The sequence below is a fragment of the Paenibacillus sp. FSL R10-2748 genome (assembly GCF_038005565.1).
Classification (GTDB): domain Bacteria; phylum Bacillota; class Bacilli; order Paenibacillales; family Paenibacillaceae; genus Paenibacillus; species Paenibacillus polymyxa_B.
The window spans coordinates 1-19,469 of record NZ_JBBOTK010000014.1; the positions used below are offsets into that span (position 1 = coordinate 1).

The following is a 19,469-nucleotide window of genomic DNA, read 5'->3' on the forward strand; positions in this document are numbered from 1 at the left end:
TAAATTGGCTTGATTTTCTGGAGGTGCGGAAACAAAAAGCCCTTCCTTAAAATAAAGGAGGGCTTGATACCGCTACTTCTCATATTTTCCGTTCCTATACCGATTTTGTTAAGCCGATATGGGTGATCATGGTGTCATACGGTTCTAATTCCATGGTTTGTTTGCCATATTCCGTTTCAATCGTCGTTCTTTGAAGTTGATCGCTATTGTTAATAACAACCAACATTTTACTTTCTGGATAATAAGCACACTCTGTATATAGGTTATCCGTAATGTACTTCGTTTCATGTAACTCATTGCCTGCAAAGCGAATCAAATTCAGCAGCAACCTTGTATTTTCCCAGCTGAATTCGAAAGAAGGAAGGTAGATCCCCTTTCCTTTACCGAAGGCATGTGTAGACAGTGTTATCATACCACTCGTTTCTTCCACTACCGCAGCTGACCCATCAGTAAGATAAATGCTATTCTTTGGCGTTATACTGGCTCCTTCAGGCACCAATCCATGCTCATCCCTAACCTCATAAGTCCATCTTCCATGACCTACTCTGGAGCCTGTATCCTCATCCAGTCCAAGAACATGTGCCATTCTGAAAAAGCTGTCGTGACCTTCAACCGCAGAAGGCTGGTTGATGCCAATAAAGGTACCACCCTCATAGACCCATTTCGTCAGTAAGTCCACACACTTGTTGTCATTCCAGTACTCCCCACCACTCCATGCTGAACCGGCAGAGCCAGCATTGATCACTACATCACAATCCTGTAGAATTCCCTGACGGATATCTTCAAAATCAATGAATTGCACTTCAATCGGCAATCCGGATAAAGCCTCATTGACATGAATCAAATCATGCATATACGTTTCATGGAAATGTCCGGACAATGTCCACGATCTCAATTTTCCCCAGCTATGCAGAATAGCTACCTTCGTCTTAATATGATAGGGCTTGCCTTCATGGTGCAGTTCCTTAATTTCTCTGAATTCATTGGCGATCTTTTCGATGTAATCGCAAAAATCCGGGTAAGGCTCTACAAGGTGCAAATATCCGCCCAGTCCAATTCGGTCAATAGGCTCCCGCAGCAAGGCGCGCCGAATATTAATCCAATACTTTTTGGCATCCAGCGTGGGGTTCCCCCCTTCCATAAAGGTAGGAAGCCCGCCTAAACCAACCGGAAATAAGTATGGATGCAGCCGAATCTCATGTGTATTCACTTTTACACCTGAGCAAAGTCTCGCCTCGTAACCTGAGAACACACATTTAATCAACCCGTCAAATCCAAACTCTTGAAAACGGTCATTGTAAGGCTCCATGCCAACCCAACTGTCATCATAGAAAACATAGGCCAGCTTGTCGTGCCTATGCACAATGTCAATTAATTTCTTGCCAAATTCAATCACAAAATCATTGATAAATGCCATCCAATCCAGCTTGCGCTTCTCAGCCGGGATATGACTGACGCGGTATTTTCCGCCATTCACAAAATCCTCGGCAGTCATCGAATACCCGTATGTCTTGGCAAACAGATCAAGCGCTCTTGAGCTTACCGTAAAATCGTATGATCCCCAGTCAGAGAACAGATGGCGATTGCGCTCATTGCTGCCCCAAATCCAGGCGAAATTATAAAATAAGGAGGTAAACCGAACAACCGTGGTTTCCTTATGCTGGAGACACCAATCCTCCATCCAATCCAGCAGATACTTTTGCGTTTCTACATAGATAGGATCTATCTGCATCAAATGCTCTTTGTCCCAATGATTCGTTGTGTGATTGTACATGGAAATCTCTTCCCAGATCCGGTAGGCCATGAAGCTTACGGTGTATTTATGCCAAGGAACAATTCCGGTAATCACCACATTTCCAGATTCCCTTTCATAATTCCACTGTTCTCTTGGAACTTCCTCCCCAGTCGTTCTGTCAAAAACCTGCCAATAGTTAAACGCCTCTTTGGAATCATTAACTCTGAATTGTTCAGCAAAAAAATCCTCCATCAGATAGATGGATATATAATCTTGTACAGCTACCTTCGGATTTGTAATTAAAAAACACTGCTGCAGCTTGTCAAGATTGTGGGACGCCCACTCGTTATGATCTCTGATGATACAGATTGTCGAATATATGCCGTACCCAGCGTTAATAATCTCGTCGGACAATTGCGTGCCGTCACTATCACGAATGACATCGGCACCCCACCGTTCAGCTAATTTTAGGGTCAGCGCCTCATAACCAGATTCTCCCGGTAGTGTAAAGGCCCCCGTTGTTTGTTTAGACAACTTCGATCCCTCCTAATTCAACATATCGGATAGAAAAGCCAACGCCAAGCCTTGTCCCCAGCCCTGAATCCAGTCTTTTGGAATATTGCGATACCCATCCCGATCTTTCATAACCGCTGTGCCGCCCGACACACCTAGTACCCGTCCGTCCTCGCTAATATGGTTCAAGATGCCGTCCAATGCCTTTTGCACGTATTTGGTATGCAGCGGATTGCCGTTATTGATCATGGCCGCCGCGATACCGCAAGATGCAGACACCTCCTCGTAGGACTCCTCGTCATCCAGTACCGTCCGCCATAGGCCGTTCTCCGTTTGAACACCCTTTAGTGCCGCCAGTTGATCCCGAAGCGAACACTCCACGTCCATGCACTGCGGATATAAATACCAGTCCTTCAAATGAATTTTAACTTGCGACATGGTATAGGCTCCCCAAGCATTCGCTCTCCCCCAGAAAAATCCGGACATGTGATCCTGCTTGACATTATTGTAGCCATGGTACCAGAAACCGCTACTAGGGTCTTGCAGGTATTTGATATGCCAGTAATATTGGTTTAAGGCGTCCTGGATCATTTCCTCATCCTTTAATTTGGTTCCTACACGGAGCAGAAAAAATGCCGCCATAAACAATGTGTCCGCCCATGCCTGTTCTGGAAAATCATTAGCAACGGATACCGTATGCTGCAGAACATTGTCTCCGAACCTGAGAGCATGGTTCCGAATATAATCCACCTTGCTCATCACAATATCCCAATATTTCTGGTCCCCTGTTTCTTCATACAATGTGATCAGCATATGACCCATGGCACATGTGTTTACCGTCCAATGCGGCAGCCCCAGCTCGATATATTCATCTGCCCATTGCACAAGCATATTCAAATACTCTTTATTTCCAGTTTTGGTATAGGCTCTGGATACCCCATAATAAGCCACACCGCAAGGCCAGTCCCACGTCAAATCCATCGCCATTGTTTTTCTGACGACTTTGTCGATAACTATTAACATCTCTTCCTTGTCATAAGTTAATTGAAGCATCTATGTTCTCCTCTCTTTCGCACACGCCCCCAAAGGCGCTTGAGAGCTGTTCGTCACTGTTTTGAAAACGCTTTACTTATTCCATTGTACGCAGTAAAATAGTCTCCATCTAAGCATATTCGCAACAAAACTGTGCAATTCCAATCATTTATGTGATGATTTTGCAAAAATCCAATAAGCGACTTCCAATAAACAGTATATAGATCGAAATGGTCTAGTTCGTCTATATATTGCACCTTGGAGCGATTGGAATCGAATTTTGCAAAATCCTGATGTATATAGGCTGGTTAAAATCAAAGTCATGGGGGTATGGAATATGCCCAGAAAAAAAAAGCCCGTTATAGAATACCGACACTACAGCTTGCCCATAAATTTCCCTGTCTTGCTATTAAGCGGTGAGCGTTGGAAGATTTCCGATATTAAAAGTGAGCATCTCCATTTCCATAACCATTTGGAGATTGGTATTTGCTATTCGGATGGCGGCTTCATGGAGATCAAAGGAGAATCTGTCCCCTTCAAAGCCGGTGATGTGACCTTCATCCCCAGGTATCTTCCTCATACCACGTACAGTTCGCCAAATACAGCCAGTCTTTGGTCTTATATCTTTTTTTCGCCAGAGGACCTCTTTCAACATTCATTTAAAAGTGCTTATAGCAACTTCGAGCCGAATTTGTGGGTAGTGAAGGGTATGAACTGTATATTGAATAAGGAGCAACATCCCAAGGTTTATACACTTGCGACTTCAATCGTAGAGGAATTAAAACAGCAGAATCCTTACTATCAGGAAAGTGCCTACGGCTTATTGCTATCCCTTTATATAGAACTCCTTAGAATTCATTCCAGGAATGAACTGTTGGCAGATCAAGAAACAGAGCATAGTCTGAAAAGCGATTTTGTCATTTCTCCGGTTCTGGAGTACATCACGAAAAACTATATGAACCCCATTACTATGGATTTTTTGGCCGACCTGTGCCATTTAAGTACAACTCATTTTCGAAGAAAATTCCATGAAATTATGGGGACGTCGCCTCTCGATTTCCTAAACAGCACTCGAATCGAAGAGGCCTGCAAGCAGTTAAAAAGCACGGAGGATTCTATTCTTTCGATCTCTGAACAAGTCGGTTTTCACTCCATTTCCAGCTTCAACCGTTGCTTCTCCAGGCTTATGGGAAAGCCGCCCAAAGAATGGCGTAAAGGGGCGCAATCCGAAGCGCAATCCGCGAAAGCGTCTATACTGGAGTTTACGGGGTGGATTTGATTTTACCAAACGGAATCAAGCAGCTCGTCCACTTCCCGCCAAATATCATAGTGGGTGACGTAGGACATTGCGGCATCCGTTCCAACCCCAATTTTGATATGATGTTCCATTGCCTGTCGCAGTCCCTTCAACATCGAGTCGTACACAAGCTGGGAATTTTCCTTAACAGTCTCATTCACCTTCGTTAGGCCCGTGTCCAATTTTGCAGTGGGATACGCAGCCTGCATCGTAGGAATCAAGGCGGTATAGCCCTTTAATGCCCTAGGATTGTTTTTGTAAAGACTTATGATCTCCTCATCCATCTCCGCACCGTGTTCAATGGTATCCACCCCACCCTTTAGCGCGATTCTTACGCCTTCGGTACTTTCCACATGGGCCGCTACACGCATACCGATTTTATGGGCTTCCTCGCAGATGGCGGCTACCTCTTCCTCCGTCATTTGCAAGCGGCCTGCTTCGCCGACCATGTTGGCATCGGTACCCCGCCAGTCACGCATATTTTGATTAGATCTACTCCGTTTTTCACATTGAGTCTTACATTTTTTCTCGCTTCCCATGGCGAATCGCCGATCAAAGCCAAATAGGGTGCCCCATGACCACCCGTTACGCTCAGGAAATACCCGGACACCAAAAGATTGGGGCCAACAAACCGGTTTGCATTAATTTCATCTCGAAGCTGTACATCAGTATAAAAAAATTCACCGACGCTGCGCATCGTGGTTACACCGGAATGCAGTGCCGTTAGAGCATTTTTCTTGACCCGTTTTTTTAACACGCTTCGGCCCAGCCTCGTATCCAAAATATGACGGAATGTAAAATTCAGCAGCCCTTCGCTTGCAGACAGCGTAAATGGCTTTCCATCTGCAAAAAGATGGACGTGCGCATTAATGAGGCCAGGCATCACATATTTCCCCGCTACATCGATCGTTTGATAATGGCTGGGAATAACCAAATCGCTTGTCTTCCCGATCTCCTGAATCAGCCCGTCTTCGTGAATTAAAATCGTCATCATTTTTTCAACGTCTTTTTTTGCGTCTCCATAAATCACATTGCAGTTCTTAAATGTATAACCTGTTCCCATCGTTTCTCCCTCCTGCTGCGCTCATGGTGTTTAATAATGAATTATCTATTCATTTTTGGGATAAAAAAATATAGGGACTGTCTTGATGCCAGAAAAATGATGGACCGTCCCGCAAATATCCGCCTACTTGTCGACATTATTCATTCAAGCTTTTTAGTCCATGCAGCCTGTATAGGCTAAGTGCCTCAAAAACCCGTTTCCGGCTATCGGCGCTCATATCCCTCTTCAATAAATCCAAAGTCATATGGATGACATTATTGGCAATGATGTTCAGCAAAATCATATTTTCATCAGTTCCGATTTCATATCTTTTATAATTTTTTTTCAAATAAGGCTTCTTGGTTTCGATCATCAGATCGATCAGTTCTTTTTTTGCATCGCTGTAAATCGTCCCTTTATTTTTTTCGAAAATAATGACGATCTGCATGCTATATTGAGTTAATAGGTTGATTTGTTCCTGAACAATGGCAGATTTTTTTTCGTTATTGGTTTCTTCAAAAAAAGTTTGGTTATCGATATGAATGCTTTCCACTAACACATTCTTCAAATATTCCACTAAAGACGGCGGAACAACCGAATAAAATAACTCCTTTTTATTTTTAAAATAAGTATAAATATTTCCGACTGAAATTTGGATTTCATCCGCAATATCGCTCATTTTGGCATCTACAAAGCCTTTTCGAAAAAACACCTTTAAAGCGGCTGATTCAATTTCTTTTTTCACTTCATCTTTTTTCGCCTGTATAATAAACACCCTCGATCAATAATGAATAAACCATTCATTTTTAGTGTAGTTCGGTGGTTTTGATTTGTCAAACCGGAGCAAAACAACGACATTATTATGTTCAGAATATATTCGGATATAAAAAAACAGGGAAAAGACATGATGGAAGCCGGTTTGTCCCGTTCTCCATTCAACCTGTTCCCCGATTTCTTTTAAATCTTCATTCATGTTTTCAGCACAAGTTTGTCACAAACCCTGACACGACGTGCCAAAATCAATGAAAGTTATTTATTTTCATAATGTACTACGCCGTAGTTCATAAAAATACTGCACACTGGGATGCTCTAACTTCATCTTCTCGGTCATGTTTAATATTCGCTTTTTTCCTACTCGTCTGTCCACTAAAGCTAGAATATTCAATAAGATATCATGACTCTCTAAGCTTTCCTCTATAGAAGTAGTTAAAAACTTATTAGCTACAACATTAAAATTAGACTTGCTTAACGAGGCCTGTGCTGACAAAAGCTCCTTTGCATGCTCTGATATTTTTCTACCTCTTGCAATTACTTGTAGACGATCCTCCGGAACATTCCCATTAGTATCTTTTCTGATCGCTTCAATTTCTTCATTGCTGATAGGAACTTGGATATCTGGATCATTCTTGATTTCCAACTCCGTCTGATACCATTTGATTGGACTAGTGATATCATTCATATTGAGTATGTTCTTCTTATCTACAGTTATATAACAAATTCCAGACTTATCAGGCAAATAACGGTAACTGGTCGCTCGGTATTCGACCCTTCCGTCTAACGCAGGACAGCGGAAGCTCTCCAGTTGTTGCTTCAATTTACTCCAGGACATATACCCTCCTATGTTTTCAATGCCTACTAACAGCCCGTTCCCCAACTTGGCAATTTAATTTCCACGTTACTCTACCTCATCATGTTCCTTGCTTCCAAACTCATCAAGCAATGTACGCACTTCACTTGTTGATTTGGCGTTCATTAAGCTGTTTCTGAGTTCACTTGCCCCTCGGAATCCACGGACATATATTTTGAAGAAGCGGGCGAGAGGGCTGAACGAACGTGGCTCCTGCGCTGAATAATGATCATGGAGATCTAGATGAAGCCGCAGCAGTTCAAGCAATTCCTCACTGCTGTGTTCCTTCGGCTCCTTCTCAAACGCAAATGGATTCTGGAAAATACCACGCCCAATCATAATGCCATCCACTCCATATTGCTCAGCGAGCTTCAAGCCGGTCTGACGGTCCGGAATATCTCCGTTGATGGTCAGCAGTGTATCTGGTGCCACCTCATCACGAAGTTTCTTAATCTCCGGAATCAGTTCCCAGTGAGCGTCTACTTTGCTCATTTCCTCTCTTGTCCGCAGATGAATGGACAAATTCACAATGTCTTGTTTCAAAATATGGGTCAACCAGTCGCGCCATTCGTCTACGGTAGTGAAACCGAGCCTTGTTTTTACACTGACGGGCAGTCCCCCGGCTTTGGCGGCCTGAATGATATCCGCTGCGATTTCGGGACGGCAGATCAGGCCGCTTCCCTTCCCATTCTCGGCTACATTCGCTACAGGACATCCCATATTAATATCGATGCCTTTGAAGCCTTCTTTCGCCATACCGATGCTCATTTCACGAAAATATTCCGGCTTATCTCCCCAGATATGGGCCACCATGGGCTGTTCATCCGCTGTAAAAGTCAAACGCCCGCGTACACTTTTGTTCCCCTCCGGGTGACAATAACTCTCTGTATTCGCAAACTCCGTAAAAAACACATCCGGTCTGGCTGCTTCACTTACGACATGGCGAAACACAACATCCGTCACATCTTCCATCGGTGCCAGTATAAAAAAAGGTCGTGGCAACTCACGCCAAAAATTATTCGTCATATCAAAAACTCCTCTATAAATACCAGGACAAATCTTTGGTCCCAAAATGGTAAAGCTATCCTGTTCATGTCCTTGCTTCTTCTTCACATATAACATGTTTAAGCAACGTAGTTCAAACGGCAGTATATGTTAAGCATAGACATCTAAATGAGTATATCATACCCAATAGAGGAGCATACTCCCCAAAAGACTCGCAAAAAAGGAAGAGCGCCGCCCCTCCTTGCCATCTTCTATAACGTACTGCGCCGCAGTTCATAGAAATACTGCACGGCATAACTTCCCCCAGCTTACTCACTTCGGCAAGGTCAATGACTTGCTCTTCTTCTAACGTATCCACGTAGCGAGGAATATTTAAGTTAAACTCATTTGCTTTGATTTCTTCAAGTGATGCCACATGAGCATATTTATCAACGGGTACACGATTTCGGTGAGTTTCGATAATCTTATTAATGTTTTCATTAGTAGGTTTGTTTTGTTTGTGCTTTCCTTCCATTGCTCCGTGTTGAGTGGTATGCGCAATTTCTGCACTAACCACTTTTTCATCGAGCTCACCAGTCTCAAAAATATTTTTTAAATGACGAGAAATTGATGTTCTATCGACATCGAACAATTCTTCGATTGTTTTTTTTGGTTGCCCAGATCGTTTCATCTGGAAAAAGAACCTCCAATTTTCATCGGCATCATACATTAAAAATTGTATTTCTTTCATAATGCTCTCCCATCTACACACCTTGTTGAACGGTTTCGACCCTATTAACTTTTCACAATTTCATCCGCTGGTTCGTGAATCGTGTCGCGCAACCCGTTTCGATATTTCATTTTAGGTAAGGAGTGTATTATTTTTTCATCATGAGCCAGTGTCGTATAGTCAGAACTTACTTGAGAGATAAGTCACGGATTTGACCCGTATCATCCGAATCTTGCAAGCCGTAGCGATGGCGACTAAACAACTCCCGCATGAGCATTGTGATAATATCCATAATTCCCCACTTCACTCGGAGGTCAAGAAACATTCTATCGAAGCTAACATTGTTCGCTTGCTGCATGATATGTTCACTGTCACTCAGCTTCACAAGATACTTAAAGTCAAAGCCTGCAGGTGGGAAGTGACCTTTAATAATTGCAACAGCCGCATTCATAATCTTAGTCGCATAATTACAATCATCCAACCCATTGGCGAATTGATTAAATTTTTCTTGCGTTCCTTGGCTTCTTCATCTTTGTCTTCGTGAACTTGGTTTAATAATTGCTCCACGAGTTCAGTAAGATAATCATAGTCAACTTTAACATCCTTCACATGTGTCATCCGCAGTTTGTGTTTCAATTGTTGTCTGAAGCGCGTTCTTCTAGACGTATGTTGCCTCTACTCAACCATCGCGAAAGTCAAGCTTTTATATTTCTTTTCGTTTTAAAATTCGAAAGACGCGAGCAAGCTCGCGTCCCCAATTCAAATACTCGCTTGCTCTAAACCCCGCTGTACCAACAAAACCACGCTCTCCACATGCACCGTATGTGGGAACATATCTACAGGCTGTACTTCCACTGTACTATACCCGCCATCCTCCAGTATCCTTAAATCCCGCGCCAGTGTGCTTGGGTTACAGGATACATACACCACGCGTTCTGGCTTCATCTCCAGAATGGTGTCGAGCAGGCGTGGATCACAGCCCTTGCGGGGTGGATCGACAACGATAACGTCGGCGGTGATGCCTTGCTCTTTCCATGCAGGAATGACATCTTCGGATGCTCCTACCTCAAACTTCACATTACGCATTTCGTTCAACAGCGCATTACTTCGTGCATCGTCGATGGCTTCTTTGACGATCTCCACCCCGTACACCTGGTCCGCATGCTGAGCGAGGAACAAGGAGATCGTGCCGATGCCACAATACGCATCAATTACCGTTTCTTTGCCTGTGAGTCCAGCATATTCGACCGTTTTACTATACAGCACTTCCGTTTGCACAGGATTCACCTGATAAAAGGATCGTGCGGAAATCGCAAACTGAACGTTTCCAATATAGTCGTAGATCACGTCACGTCCCCACAGTACACGAGTCTCGTCGCCAAAAATAACGTTCGTTCGCTTCGTGTTCACGTTCTGGCATATGCTTGCCACGTGTGGGATGTGCTCACGAATACTGCCGATCCACGCGTCTGCGTGCGGAATATCTCGCCCATTCGTGACGAGCACTAGCATCATTTCACCTGTGCGAAAAGCGGTCTTCACCACGACATGGCGCAACAGCCCGCGTCCAGTTTCTTCATTATATGCACTGATGCCCAGCATTCGGCCAATCTCTTTGACACGTGCGACAACTTCGTCGTTGCGCTCGTCCTGAATGAGACATGTGTTCATATCCACGATGCGATGGCTGCCACGTGCGTAGAAGCCGCCGACAAGCCCGCCCTCGGTGACACCAATCGGCACTTGGGCTTTGTTTCGGTACCGCCAAGGCTCACTCATACCGAGTGTAGGATGCACGACTACGCCTTGTACACGCGACATGTGGTCTGCATTTCCATCCGCAGAGTCAGCCAAAACCTCTGCAGTATGCTCACTGGACTCCGTAGCCACACTGAGCTTCCCGATACGCTCCAGCACATCCACCACATGCTGCCGCTTCCAACCCAGCTGCGCTTCGTAGCTCATATGCTGGAGCTGACAGCCACCGCATTGATCGTAGATGGCGCACGGAGCTGCAATTCGGTCTGGGCTAGCCTGCGCGATATCCAGCAGCTTGGCATAGCCATATTGTTTTTTTGTTTTCAGCACCTTGACCCGTACCTTTTCCCCCGGTAACGCACCTGGAACGAACAGCGTAAAACCCTCAACACGTCCTACACCCTCGCCGTCATGGTTCATGCCGATGATGTCTATCACGGCCTCATCGTTCTTTTGCACAGGCAGATCGGTACGCTCTGCACTGGATCGGATATGATTGGAAGCTTCCTGACTGCGCCCACCTCTGGAAGAGCGACGAGAATCTTGTCCGTTCTTTCTCTTCTTCCGATTCGAATCATTCATATTTTCATTCACATTTCCATTTTTATGTTTGATTTCGGCTTGAAGTAGCCCATTTCCAGCTCTAACCCGAGACTGTTCCGGTTCGCTCTCTCTTGTCGCCTTCATAGTCTTTTTGTCCTGATTTCCTTGAACAGGAGTTGCTGTTGCTGCATTCCGGCGGCTTTTTCCACGTCCGCTACGGTTATTCGTCATGATTGTCACTTCTTTCTGATCTTCTTTTTATGCGGTATTTTCCTTCGAACGTCTAACTAGAATGGTCATCTAAGCATACAAACATCAACTCGAAAATGCCGTTACTCCCCACGGAGAACGGCAAGAACCAATATGTTCACAAAAACAACTACCTACTCTGCATTCCATATACTATATTGCGTTGCCGCCCGGAAGCAGAAGTATTTCCTCATCATTCCTCACCGGAAAACATTCAAATGATGAGGTAAATTCTGGAAAGTCGCTGGTAAGGTGCCCCCCAGTTCGCCATCCAGATTAAGCTGGACATAGCCGGGTGAGGTCACTTCCATGTAATCTGTTTTAAAATAAACAATCTTCTTATCCTGCAAATGCTCACCACGCAGAGCAAGTGTTACCAATCGGATCATTTCCGCCAGATTGCATTTCCGCACAGCGATGACATCGAGGAGCCCATCATCTATTGTCGCCCCGGGAGCAAGCTTTTCAAACCCGCCCACCGAATTCGTATTCGCAATCAGGAAGAGCATAAACTCGTCGTGAATCACTTCCTGACCCGATGCCTTGATGATCAGCTCCTGTGGGGCAAGGCTGACCATCTTCTCCATACCTTTAAAATAATACGCCAACTGGCCAATCATCGTTTTTAGCTTGCTCGGAACTTCATACGTAAGCTCGGTTAAAGTTCCCCCGCCTGCAATGTTGATAAAGTAGCGGTCGTTCGCTTTTCCGATATCCAGTGGCTTCGGATTTTGACGAATAACTAGGTCGCAATAATCCTCCCAGTGCTTGGGGATGCCCAGTGCCCTGGCGAAATCATTCGTCGTCCCCAAAGGAAACACACCCAGGGGCGGGCGGTTTTCTCTTTCAGCCATCCCGTTAATGACCTCATACAATGTACCGTCGCCACCAGCGGCGATAATCATGTCATACCCACGCTCAATGGCCTCTATTGCGGCACGCGTTGCGTCCCCTTCACCCGTAGTTGCATGGCAAGAGGCTTCAATACCACCTTCATCCAGGCGCTGCAAAACATCCGCAAGACGACGCTTCATTTCCTCACGCCCAGAGGTCGGATTATAGATTAATCTAGCTCTTTTCATTCCGTTACGCCACCCGTATATTTAATGATATTTATATTCACATAGCAGTTCATCACATTCAGTCTGTACAAAATATCATCATACTGGAAAAAGACCTCTTTTACAATAAAAGAAGCCAGACTTTGCCCAAATAAGGAAATTTAAGGCTAAGATGACGCTATAGCCGAACTAGACTACCTATGACTTGACCTTGCTTGCTTCTGCACACTTTGCAATAATTCACGAACTTGTCTATCCATCCAGCTTGTGAGCAAAGGATGCGGCAATAAAGGATCTCCTGAATAACGGTATTCGAGCCCCTGCAAGCGTTTAGGAATTATGTGACTTGTAAAATATCCAGAACTCAAAAATAGCGGTGCCACAATAACATCATGACCCCGCTCCTGATTCCAATACGCTGCCTTGTCGTACACACTCTCGGGATTTAGCAAAGCGTGGTCCGTGATGATACCGCTCACGCTTTGCACCGTACGGGCCAGGGAAGAAATCCCCTGCTCCCAGCGCTGAAAAAAGCCGTTGTGCACACTGCCGTGACCTACGAGTAAAATAACCTCTCTCGCAGGGTCGGCCGACAGCGGGCGAACCTTGTCCCACACCATGCGGGCAACATCTTCTCCATCATCCAGCGGACTGCCAAAATGTACTCGCGCCTTCATTCGAAACGGCTTCAAATCTGTTTCTTTGTCCGGCGCATCTTTGACACCCAGCGCATAGCTAATCTCATCTACATGCGTACTGCCTGATGACACAAACAAAGGTATAACCAATATATCTGTTACACCCAAGGCTTCCAGATGGTCAATACCATTTTGAATCAATCTTTCTTTAACCGTTTCCAAAAATGAAACCTCTACCGGTATTTCTTCCGGCAAATGGAGCTTTGCAACTGCCTGATCCACCTGTTCCACCCAATAAGGCTCCCTAGAGCCGTGGCTGATTACCAGTATCCCAGGGCTCCGCATTAGCGTCCCAGACGTTCCAAAGTCATTTTATACCCATCATTACCATAGTTCAGGCAACGTTTAACACGTGAAATGGTGGCTGTACTGGCCCCTGTCTCTGCTTCAATCTGATTATATGTGCTGCCTTTGCCTAGCATACGGGCAACCTCCAGACGTTGGGAGAGGGATTGAATTTCATTAATCGTGCACAGATCATCAAAAAATACATAGCACTCTTCCAAATTTTTAAGAGTTAAAATAGCTTCGAACAATTGATCAATACTTTTATCATTAAGCTTCTTAAGCTGCATGGATTATCATCTCCCAAGGTTACGATCTCTCCTCATTGTACCCGAGGAATAGTCGGTTTTTCAAGCATTAACGGTTTCACGCATTACAGAACAACATTATGACCATAGAAACGTACCGTACGAATGCCCAAATCCGCTTTTATACCTGATTTCGGGACACGCGCCTAAACCCACTGTGCGTTTGTAACATACAGTAGAGTATCAACCTGCAAAGGAATGTGATCTCATGCCTGGACACTACTATCATCGGAGGCCGCTACAGCGCTCCCTTTCCGATCCGTATAGTTCATCTCCTTATCCCGGACTCGATCCATACAACGAGGTTCCGCAAGCCGGTTCTTCCGGGCTGGTTCCTTACGAGGCGCCAGCGAGTATTACGGATTCTGCCGTGGTCACACCAGACCCGGTTCCAGCCAAAGGAGGACTGCTTGGAGGTCTTGGCAACCTCAGTAATCTCAACGAAATCAAAGGCTTCATTGACCGTATGGGTGGTATTGATGGAATTGTTGCTACGGTCGGCAAGGTGCAAAAGGTCATGTCCAGTGTGCAGCAATTTGCTCCAATGGCGAAGCTGATTATGGGCTCTCTCCCAGCATTCGGCAAATCCGCGAGCAAAAATTCTGCAACAGATATCGCCGAGGAATTGGATGAATACACACCACCACGCCCACGTCGGAAAAAGACACAGCGCAAAAGCACCACTACCCCACGCAGACGTCCGCGCAAGCGCAAAAGAAAGTAGACTATACTATTTGAACCAGCCTCGGCGCATAAACCAGACCACCATTGCAACACTCAACAAAAACATGAAGAACAGTACGCCAAAATATCCATATTTCCAGCCCAACTCGGGCATATTCGAAAAATTCATACCATAGATTCCTGCAATCAGCGTCAAGGGCATAAAAACGGTCGTAATTACGGTCAGCGTCTTCATAATTGAATTCATGCGATTGGAATTGAGCGATATATAACTGTCCCTCAGGTCGGCTGTCATCTCGCGGTCGGCCTCCAGCATGTCTGTCAGCTTCAATAAATGATCATATATATCGGTAAAATAAGCCATATGATCTCCTTGGCCCTGCACATGCTGCGAATTCAAAACTCGGTACATTAGATCACGCATGGGTACGATGGTACGGCGCAGCTTGAGCAGCCTGCCACGCAGGTCAAACACCTGCTTCATTAATTCCTCTACGGATTCGCGACCGCCCAAGCCCTCCAGCTCGGCCAATTCATCCTCAATCATAAAAAGGCTCGGAAAATAGTTATCTACCAACTTGTCCATCACCGTGTAGGCTGCAGCCAGCGGTCCTCGCGACCATATTTTGCGTTCATTCGCATGCTGAACAATCCGCTCCCAGGCTTGATCCAGCTCCTCTAACTCATGATGGTGATATGTAACCAAAAAACGACTGCTAATAAACATATCCACTTCTTCCGCAGCTAACGTATCTACATCAAGCGCATGCACGACCAGAAACTGCACATCCTCGTAATAATCCAATTTGGGACGTTGCAGAACATGCATACAATCCTCCACAGCCAGTGGGTGAAAATGAAAATAACTCGTCAGCAGCTCCGTCTCGCGATCTGTAGGCTCGCTAAAATCTACCCACATCCATATATAATCCTCCATGACGATCTGATCCAATGGTTTTCCCACTGTTACCTGATGATCATGACCTATAGCCAATGTACGTATCACCGTACGTCCCCCTCGCTTACACTTCCGTCTGATATGTTATTTATATTTTATATAAGCCAATTAACATTATACAAATCTCAAGTTCTAAATTCCTTTTAATAAAGAAAAGGATATCTCCGGGCCAACATGCCTCCCAAGATATCCTTATAAAATAATCAATTCATTATAAATCAAATCTTTTTCACAAACCCCGTGCTTGTCGCTTCATATCCAAACCGTTCCTTTAGCCCAAGCTTCCGCTTCCTGATTTAACGCCTTTCCGATGCCTTTATTACGATGTTTTGAATCCATCACAAAAACGACGATACGCGCGTAATCTTCATCTCGCTCTCTTCCCCTATACCCACTCATTCAAGAGTGAGGCAGGCTCTTTGCACGAAAAGGAGCAATCAGCGAGTCGTAGCGCAGTGGTCCATTTGAATTTGTAGAAGCAACAGCGATCGAAAGATCAAATGGACTGCGGAGCGATCGCACACTACGTCCTTACCTGCACTCACGGCAAACCTTGCCCACTTACAATACCTTCTCCAAGAAACTAATGGTCCGCTCATTTTTCGGATTACCAAATACCTCTTGTGGCGTTCCTTCTTCTACGATGTAACCACCGTCCATAAACACGACACGGTCGCTTACTTCGCGTGCAAAACCCATCTCATGCGTTACGATCATCATCGTCATGCCTTCACGCGCCAGATCTTTCATTACGCCGAGCACTTCGCCCACCATTTCAGGATCGAGCGCCGAGGTAGGCTCGTCGAACAGCATAATGTCTGGATTCATTGCTAGCGCACGTGCAATCGCCACACGCTGCTTCTGACCGCCGGAAAGCTGTCCTGGCAATGCATCTGCCTTATCGACCAAACCTACACGATCCAGCAGCTTCATAGCCGTTTCCCGGGCCTCTGCCTTGGACTGTTTGCCCAGTTCAGTCGGCGCGAACATAATGTTCTTGAGCACGGTCATATGCGGAAACAGATTGAAATGTTGAAATACCATACCTATATTTTCACGGACTTTGTTAATGTCCACGTTTTTGTCACTCAAGTTGTAGTCATCGACAATGACCTCACCTGCGGTAATTTCTTCAAGCATGTTCATACAACGCAAAAACGTACTTTTCCCCGAACCAGACGGGCCAATGACACACACAACTTCGCCTTCACGTACTTGCATGTCGATGCCCTTTAGCACTTGATTACTACCATAGCTTTTTTTCAGGTTTTTAACGATAATTTTACCCACGGCGAACTCTCCCTTCAAGACGGTTGGAAATTTTGGTCAGGACTGTAATGACGATAAGATACATCACCGCTACTACCAGCCAAATATCAAAGGATTGGAATGTCCGCGCAATAATGATCTTACCCGATTGGGTCAATTCGACCAAACCGATAACAGACAAAATGGACGTATCCTTCAACGTAATAACCAACTGATTGATAAACGACGGGATCATGATTTTCACAGCTTGTGGCAAAATGATTTTAAGCATAGCCGTCCGATAGGGTAGACCAAGCGAACGAGCTGCTTCCATTTGTCCCGGATCAATGGACTGAATACCACCACGGATAATCTCAGTTACATACGCACCCGCATTCAGGGATAACGTCAATACAGCCGCAACAAAAAGCGGCATTTTGAAATCCAGTGCCTGTGGAATACCAAAGTAAATAAAGAAAGCAAGCACGATCAGCGGAATACCGCGGAATATATCGACGAATACAGTTGCAATACCACGGAACACCTTGTTATGGCTTACTTTCATAAAGCCAAACACCAACCCTAGGATAAAGGCTACGAGTAAAGATACAAGTGTGTACAGCAACGTATTTCCCATGCCCTTAATCAGCGAAGGCAGCGAAGCGGAAATCAGGCCCCAGCGGCTGGTTTCTACAGGCGCCACACCTTTGCCCGATTCGCCAAGGTATTTAGCCAAAATTTTATCGTATTCCCCGCTATTGCGCAGATTAACAAGCCCTGCATTAAATTTCTCCAGCAACTCTTGGTTCTTGCCTTGGTTAACAGCAAACCCGTAAGAAGCACCTTTTTCCTTATCTGTTACCAGCTTAAGGCCGTTATTCTGGTTTACACCGTATGCCAGTACCGGATAGTCATCAAAGCAGGCAACCGAATTACCTGTTTTAACTTCATCATACATTTGAGAAGAATCGTCGAACGGTACTGTAGTAAAGCCGTATTTGGCCTTAATGGATTCTGCGAATGTGTAACCTTCCGTTCCTGTTTTGACAGCGACACGCTGTCCTTTCAAGTCCTCATAGCGTTTAACCGTATCATTATCCTTGCGGACCGCCATGACGACGCCTGAATCAAAATAAGGCTCGGAAAAATCAAATTTCCGCTTGCGTTCATCGGTAATACTCATCCCGGCAATGACACCATCCACTTGATTCGTTTCAAGGGCCTGCACTGCCGCGTTAAAGCCAAGGGGCTTAATGGTATATTCAAAATTCTGATCCTTGGCAATAGCTGCCAGCAAATCCATGTCGATACCGACAAATTTACCATCTACATCTTCAAACTCAAAAGGCGCGAACGTTGTATCCGTGCCGATATCATACTTTGTTTTATTTTCTGCATGTGCCACTACACCGAAATTACCGGCCAGGGCAACCACAAAAAACAAACAAATCATGAGTGCTATTAGTTTTCTAGATTTTTGCATAATTTCCTCCAGTCAGTTGAACGGTTCAAAGTTTTCTGTTTATTCTACAGGAGTTATTAAAAATTGACTACTTTGATGTCAGGTATTTTTTGAAAAACGTTTCATGGAACTATCTGGATGTGTGAACTTTGAAGAAGCAGTTTTATCCCAGAATGCCAATAAGCCCCTGCCGCAAAAAGCGGACGGAAGCTTATTGTGTATTCTATAGTGTGTACCTTTTTTTCAAGAAATAATAATGAACTAAAAAAGAATTTTGAAAATCAATCCAGATAACAGTGCAGCAATCGGTATGGTTATCACCCAAGTAATAATAATTCGACCGGCCAACGACCAGCGCACAGCGGAAAAGCGCTTCGCAGAACCCACACCCAAAATAGCCGAAGTAATGGCATGAGTAGTACTTACGGGCAAATGAAGCAATGTAGCTGTGAAAATAACAGAGGCTCCCGAAATGTCAGCTGCGAATCCGTTAATTGGCTCGATTTTAAAAATCTTGGTTCCCATCGTCTTGATGATTTTCCAGCCCCCGATAGATGTACCCAGCGCCATGGCTGTTGCGGCTGAAATTTTTACCCACATGGGTACTTCCAAATGGTCCTGATACCCCGCCGAAACGAGTGCGAATGTAATAATCCCCATCGCCTTTTGAGCATCATTCGTACCATGCGTGAACGACTGAAGCGCTGCTGTAATGACCTGCATTGTACGAAACCCTTTGTTCACCGTATGCGGACTACGATGAGCGAAGATATATTTTAAAATCATCATCACGATGTAACCGACGACAAAAGCAATCAACGGGGAGAAAATAAGTCCTTCGACAATCCCGATGAAGCCGCTCCAGTTTAATTTATCCGATCCCGCACCTACATACACCGCTCCAGCCAATGCACCAATCAATGCATGAGAAGAGGATGAAGGAATACCGAACCACCAGGTTAAGAGGTTCCAGATAATCGCAGCGATCAGCGTCGCAATGACGATATCAATTCCATTCGTAAGCTTGGTTGGATCAGCGACACTTCCACCAATGGTCTTCGCAACCCCTGTAAACAATATTGCCCCGAGAAAGTTCATGACCGCAGCCATAATAATCGCACGTCGCGGGGTCAATGCACGGGTCGATACCGAAGTTGCAATCGCGTTCGCCGTATCATGAAAACCATTAATAAAATCAAATGCCAGAGCAAGAAAAATAACAATACCCAATACCAATAAACTTGTATCCATGTAA

The 19,469-nt window shown here is 44.9% G+C and carries 19 protein-coding genes and 1 pseudogene; 2 read left to right on the plus strand and 18 right to left on the minus strand.

The features are described from left to right. Nucleotides 1–94: 94 nt before the first annotated feature. Complete coding sequence (gnpA, locus tag NSS66_RS25480; protein ID WP_340960053.1) at nucleotides 95–2,269, minus strand: 1,3-beta-galactosyl-N-acetylhexosamine phosphorylase; 2,175 nt, start codon at nucleotides 2,267–2,269, stop codon at nucleotides 95–97. 12 nt (nucleotides 2,270–2,281) lie between these two features. Continuing rightward, on the minus strand, nucleotides 2,282–3,301 hold the full coding sequence (locus tag NSS66_RS25485; RefSeq protein ID WP_076160019.1) for a glycoside hydrolase family 88/105 protein: 1,020 nt from the start codon (nucleotides 3,299–3,301) through the stop codon (nucleotides 2,282–2,284). A gap of 316 nt (nucleotides 3,302–3,617) precedes the next feature. On the opposite strand from NSS66_RS25485, the gene NSS66_RS25490 reads away from it, so the two are divergent. After that, a complete protein-coding gene (locus NSS66_RS25490) occupies nucleotides 3,618–4,559 on the plus strand; it encodes a helix-turn-helix domain-containing protein (protein ID WP_068938557.1) in 942 nt (313 codons plus the stop codon). 2 nt (nucleotides 4,560–4,561) lie between these two features. Here NSS66_RS25490 and NSS66_RS25495 read toward each other — a convergent pair whose 3' ends face one another. From NSS66_RS25495 to NSS66_RS25545, 11 genes and pseudogenes are all read right to left on the minus strand, one after another. Beyond that, complete coding sequence (locus NSS66_RS25495) at nucleotides 4,562–4,999, minus strand: amidohydrolase family protein (RefSeq protein WP_445671366.1); 438 nt, start codon at nucleotides 4,997–4,999, stop codon at nucleotides 4,562–4,564. After that, complete coding sequence (locus NSS66_RS25500; RefSeq protein ID WP_254664395.1) at nucleotides 4,996–5,640, minus strand: amidohydrolase family protein; 645 nt, start codon at nucleotides 5,638–5,640, stop codon at nucleotides 4,996–4,998. The genes NSS66_RS25495 and NSS66_RS25500 overlap by 4 nt, the downstream gene beginning before the upstream one ends. Nucleotides 5,641–5,776: 136 nt before the next feature. After that, nucleotides 5,777–6,364: a TetR/AcrR family transcriptional regulator gene (locus NSS66_RS25505; protein ID WP_235322368.1), complete on the minus strand. Its 588-nt coding sequence runs from the start codon at nucleotides 6,362–6,364 to the stop codon at nucleotides 5,777–5,779. A 294-nt stretch (nucleotides 6,365–6,658) separates the two neighbouring features. After that, on the minus strand, nucleotides 6,659–7,228 hold the full coding sequence (locus tag NSS66_RS25510) for an SF0329 family protein (protein ID WP_068938556.1): 570 nt from the start codon (nucleotides 7,226–7,228) through the stop codon (nucleotides 6,659–6,661). Between the two features lie 66 nt (nucleotides 7,229–7,294). Beyond that, nucleotides 7,295–8,272 (minus strand): tRNA dihydrouridine synthase, encoded by a 978-nt coding sequence (locus NSS66_RS25515; protein WP_068938555.1) that lies wholly within the window; start codon nucleotides 8,270–8,272, stop codon nucleotides 7,295–7,297. 292 nt (nucleotides 8,273–8,564) lie between these two features. Continuing rightward, nucleotides 8,565–8,762 (minus strand): annotated as a pseudogene (locus NSS66_RS26895) (N-6 DNA methylase); the annotation flags it as partial. A gap of 645 nt (nucleotides 8,763–9,407) precedes the next feature. After that, on the minus strand, nucleotides 9,408–9,569 hold the full coding sequence (locus NSS66_RS25525; RefSeq protein WP_023987093.1) for a hypothetical protein: 162 nt from the start codon (nucleotides 9,567–9,569) through the stop codon (nucleotides 9,408–9,410). A gap of 150 nt (nucleotides 9,570–9,719) precedes the next feature. Beyond that, nucleotides 9,720–11,492: a 23S rRNA (uracil(1939)-C(5))-methyltransferase RlmD gene (rlmD, locus tag NSS66_RS25530; RefSeq protein WP_068938554.1), complete on the minus strand. Its 1,773-nt coding sequence runs from the start codon at nucleotides 11,490–11,492 to the stop codon at nucleotides 9,720–9,722. Between the two features lie 218 nt (nucleotides 11,493–11,710). Then, a complete protein-coding gene (locus tag NSS66_RS25535; RefSeq protein ID WP_068938553.1) occupies nucleotides 11,711–12,592 on the minus strand; it encodes a diacylglycerol kinase in 882 nt (293 codons plus the stop codon). A 173-nt stretch (nucleotides 12,593–12,765) separates the two neighbouring features. Continuing rightward, on the minus strand, nucleotides 12,766–13,554 hold the full coding sequence (locus NSS66_RS25540; RefSeq protein ID WP_076317402.1) for a sirohydrochlorin chelatase: 789 nt from the start codon (nucleotides 13,552–13,554) through the stop codon (nucleotides 12,766–12,768). After that, nucleotides 13,554–13,844 (minus strand): YerC/YecD family TrpR-related protein, encoded by a 291-nt coding sequence (locus tag NSS66_RS25545; RefSeq protein ID WP_007428885.1) that lies wholly within the window; start codon nucleotides 13,842–13,844, stop codon nucleotides 13,554–13,556. The genes NSS66_RS25540 and NSS66_RS25545 overlap by 1 nt, the downstream gene beginning before the upstream one ends. A 226-nt stretch (nucleotides 13,845–14,070) precedes the next feature. On the opposite strand from NSS66_RS25545, the gene NSS66_RS25550 reads away from it, so the two are divergent. Beyond that, a complete protein-coding gene (locus tag NSS66_RS25550; RefSeq protein WP_025721205.1) occupies nucleotides 14,071–14,586 on the plus strand; it encodes a hypothetical protein in 516 nt (171 codons plus the stop codon). Between the two features lie 6 nt (nucleotides 14,587–14,592). Here the strand turns inward: NSS66_RS25550 and corA are convergent, their stop codons facing one another. The 5 genes from corA to NSS66_RS25570 form a co-directional block, all read right to left on the minus strand. Next, the gene (corA, locus tag NSS66_RS25555; protein ID WP_025721203.1) at nucleotides 14,593–15,552 is read right to left on the minus strand and encodes a magnesium/cobalt transporter CorA; all 960 of its coding nucleotides are present in this window, start codon (nucleotides 15,550–15,552) and stop codon (nucleotides 14,593–14,595) included. Between the two features lie 204 nt (nucleotides 15,553–15,756). Then, nucleotides 15,757–15,903 carry a GNAT family N-acetyltransferase gene (locus NSS66_RS26900; RefSeq protein WP_081047445.1) on the minus strand — a complete coding sequence of 49 codons (147 nt, stop codon included), beginning with the start codon at nucleotides 15,901–15,903 and terminating at the stop codon, nucleotides 15,757–15,759. A 162-nt stretch (nucleotides 15,904–16,065) separates the two neighbouring features. Further along, nucleotides 16,066–16,794 (minus strand): amino acid ABC transporter ATP-binding protein, encoded by a 729-nt coding sequence (locus NSS66_RS25560; protein WP_023987087.1) that lies wholly within the window; start codon nucleotides 16,792–16,794, stop codon nucleotides 16,066–16,068. Beyond that, nucleotides 16,787–18,235 carry an amino acid ABC transporter substrate-binding protein/permease gene (locus tag NSS66_RS25565; RefSeq protein ID WP_023987086.1) on the minus strand — a complete coding sequence of 483 codons (1,449 nt, stop codon included), beginning with the start codon at nucleotides 18,233–18,235 and terminating at the stop codon, nucleotides 16,787–16,789. Before NSS66_RS25565 ends, NSS66_RS25560 begins: the two co-directional genes overlap by 8 nt. Nucleotides 18,236–18,475: 240 nt before the next feature. Continuing rightward, a complete protein-coding gene (locus tag NSS66_RS25570; RefSeq protein ID WP_023987085.1) occupies nucleotides 18,476–19,465 on the minus strand; it encodes an inorganic phosphate transporter in 990 nt (329 codons plus the stop codon). Between the last annotated feature and the right edge of the window lie 4 nt (nucleotides 19,466–19,469).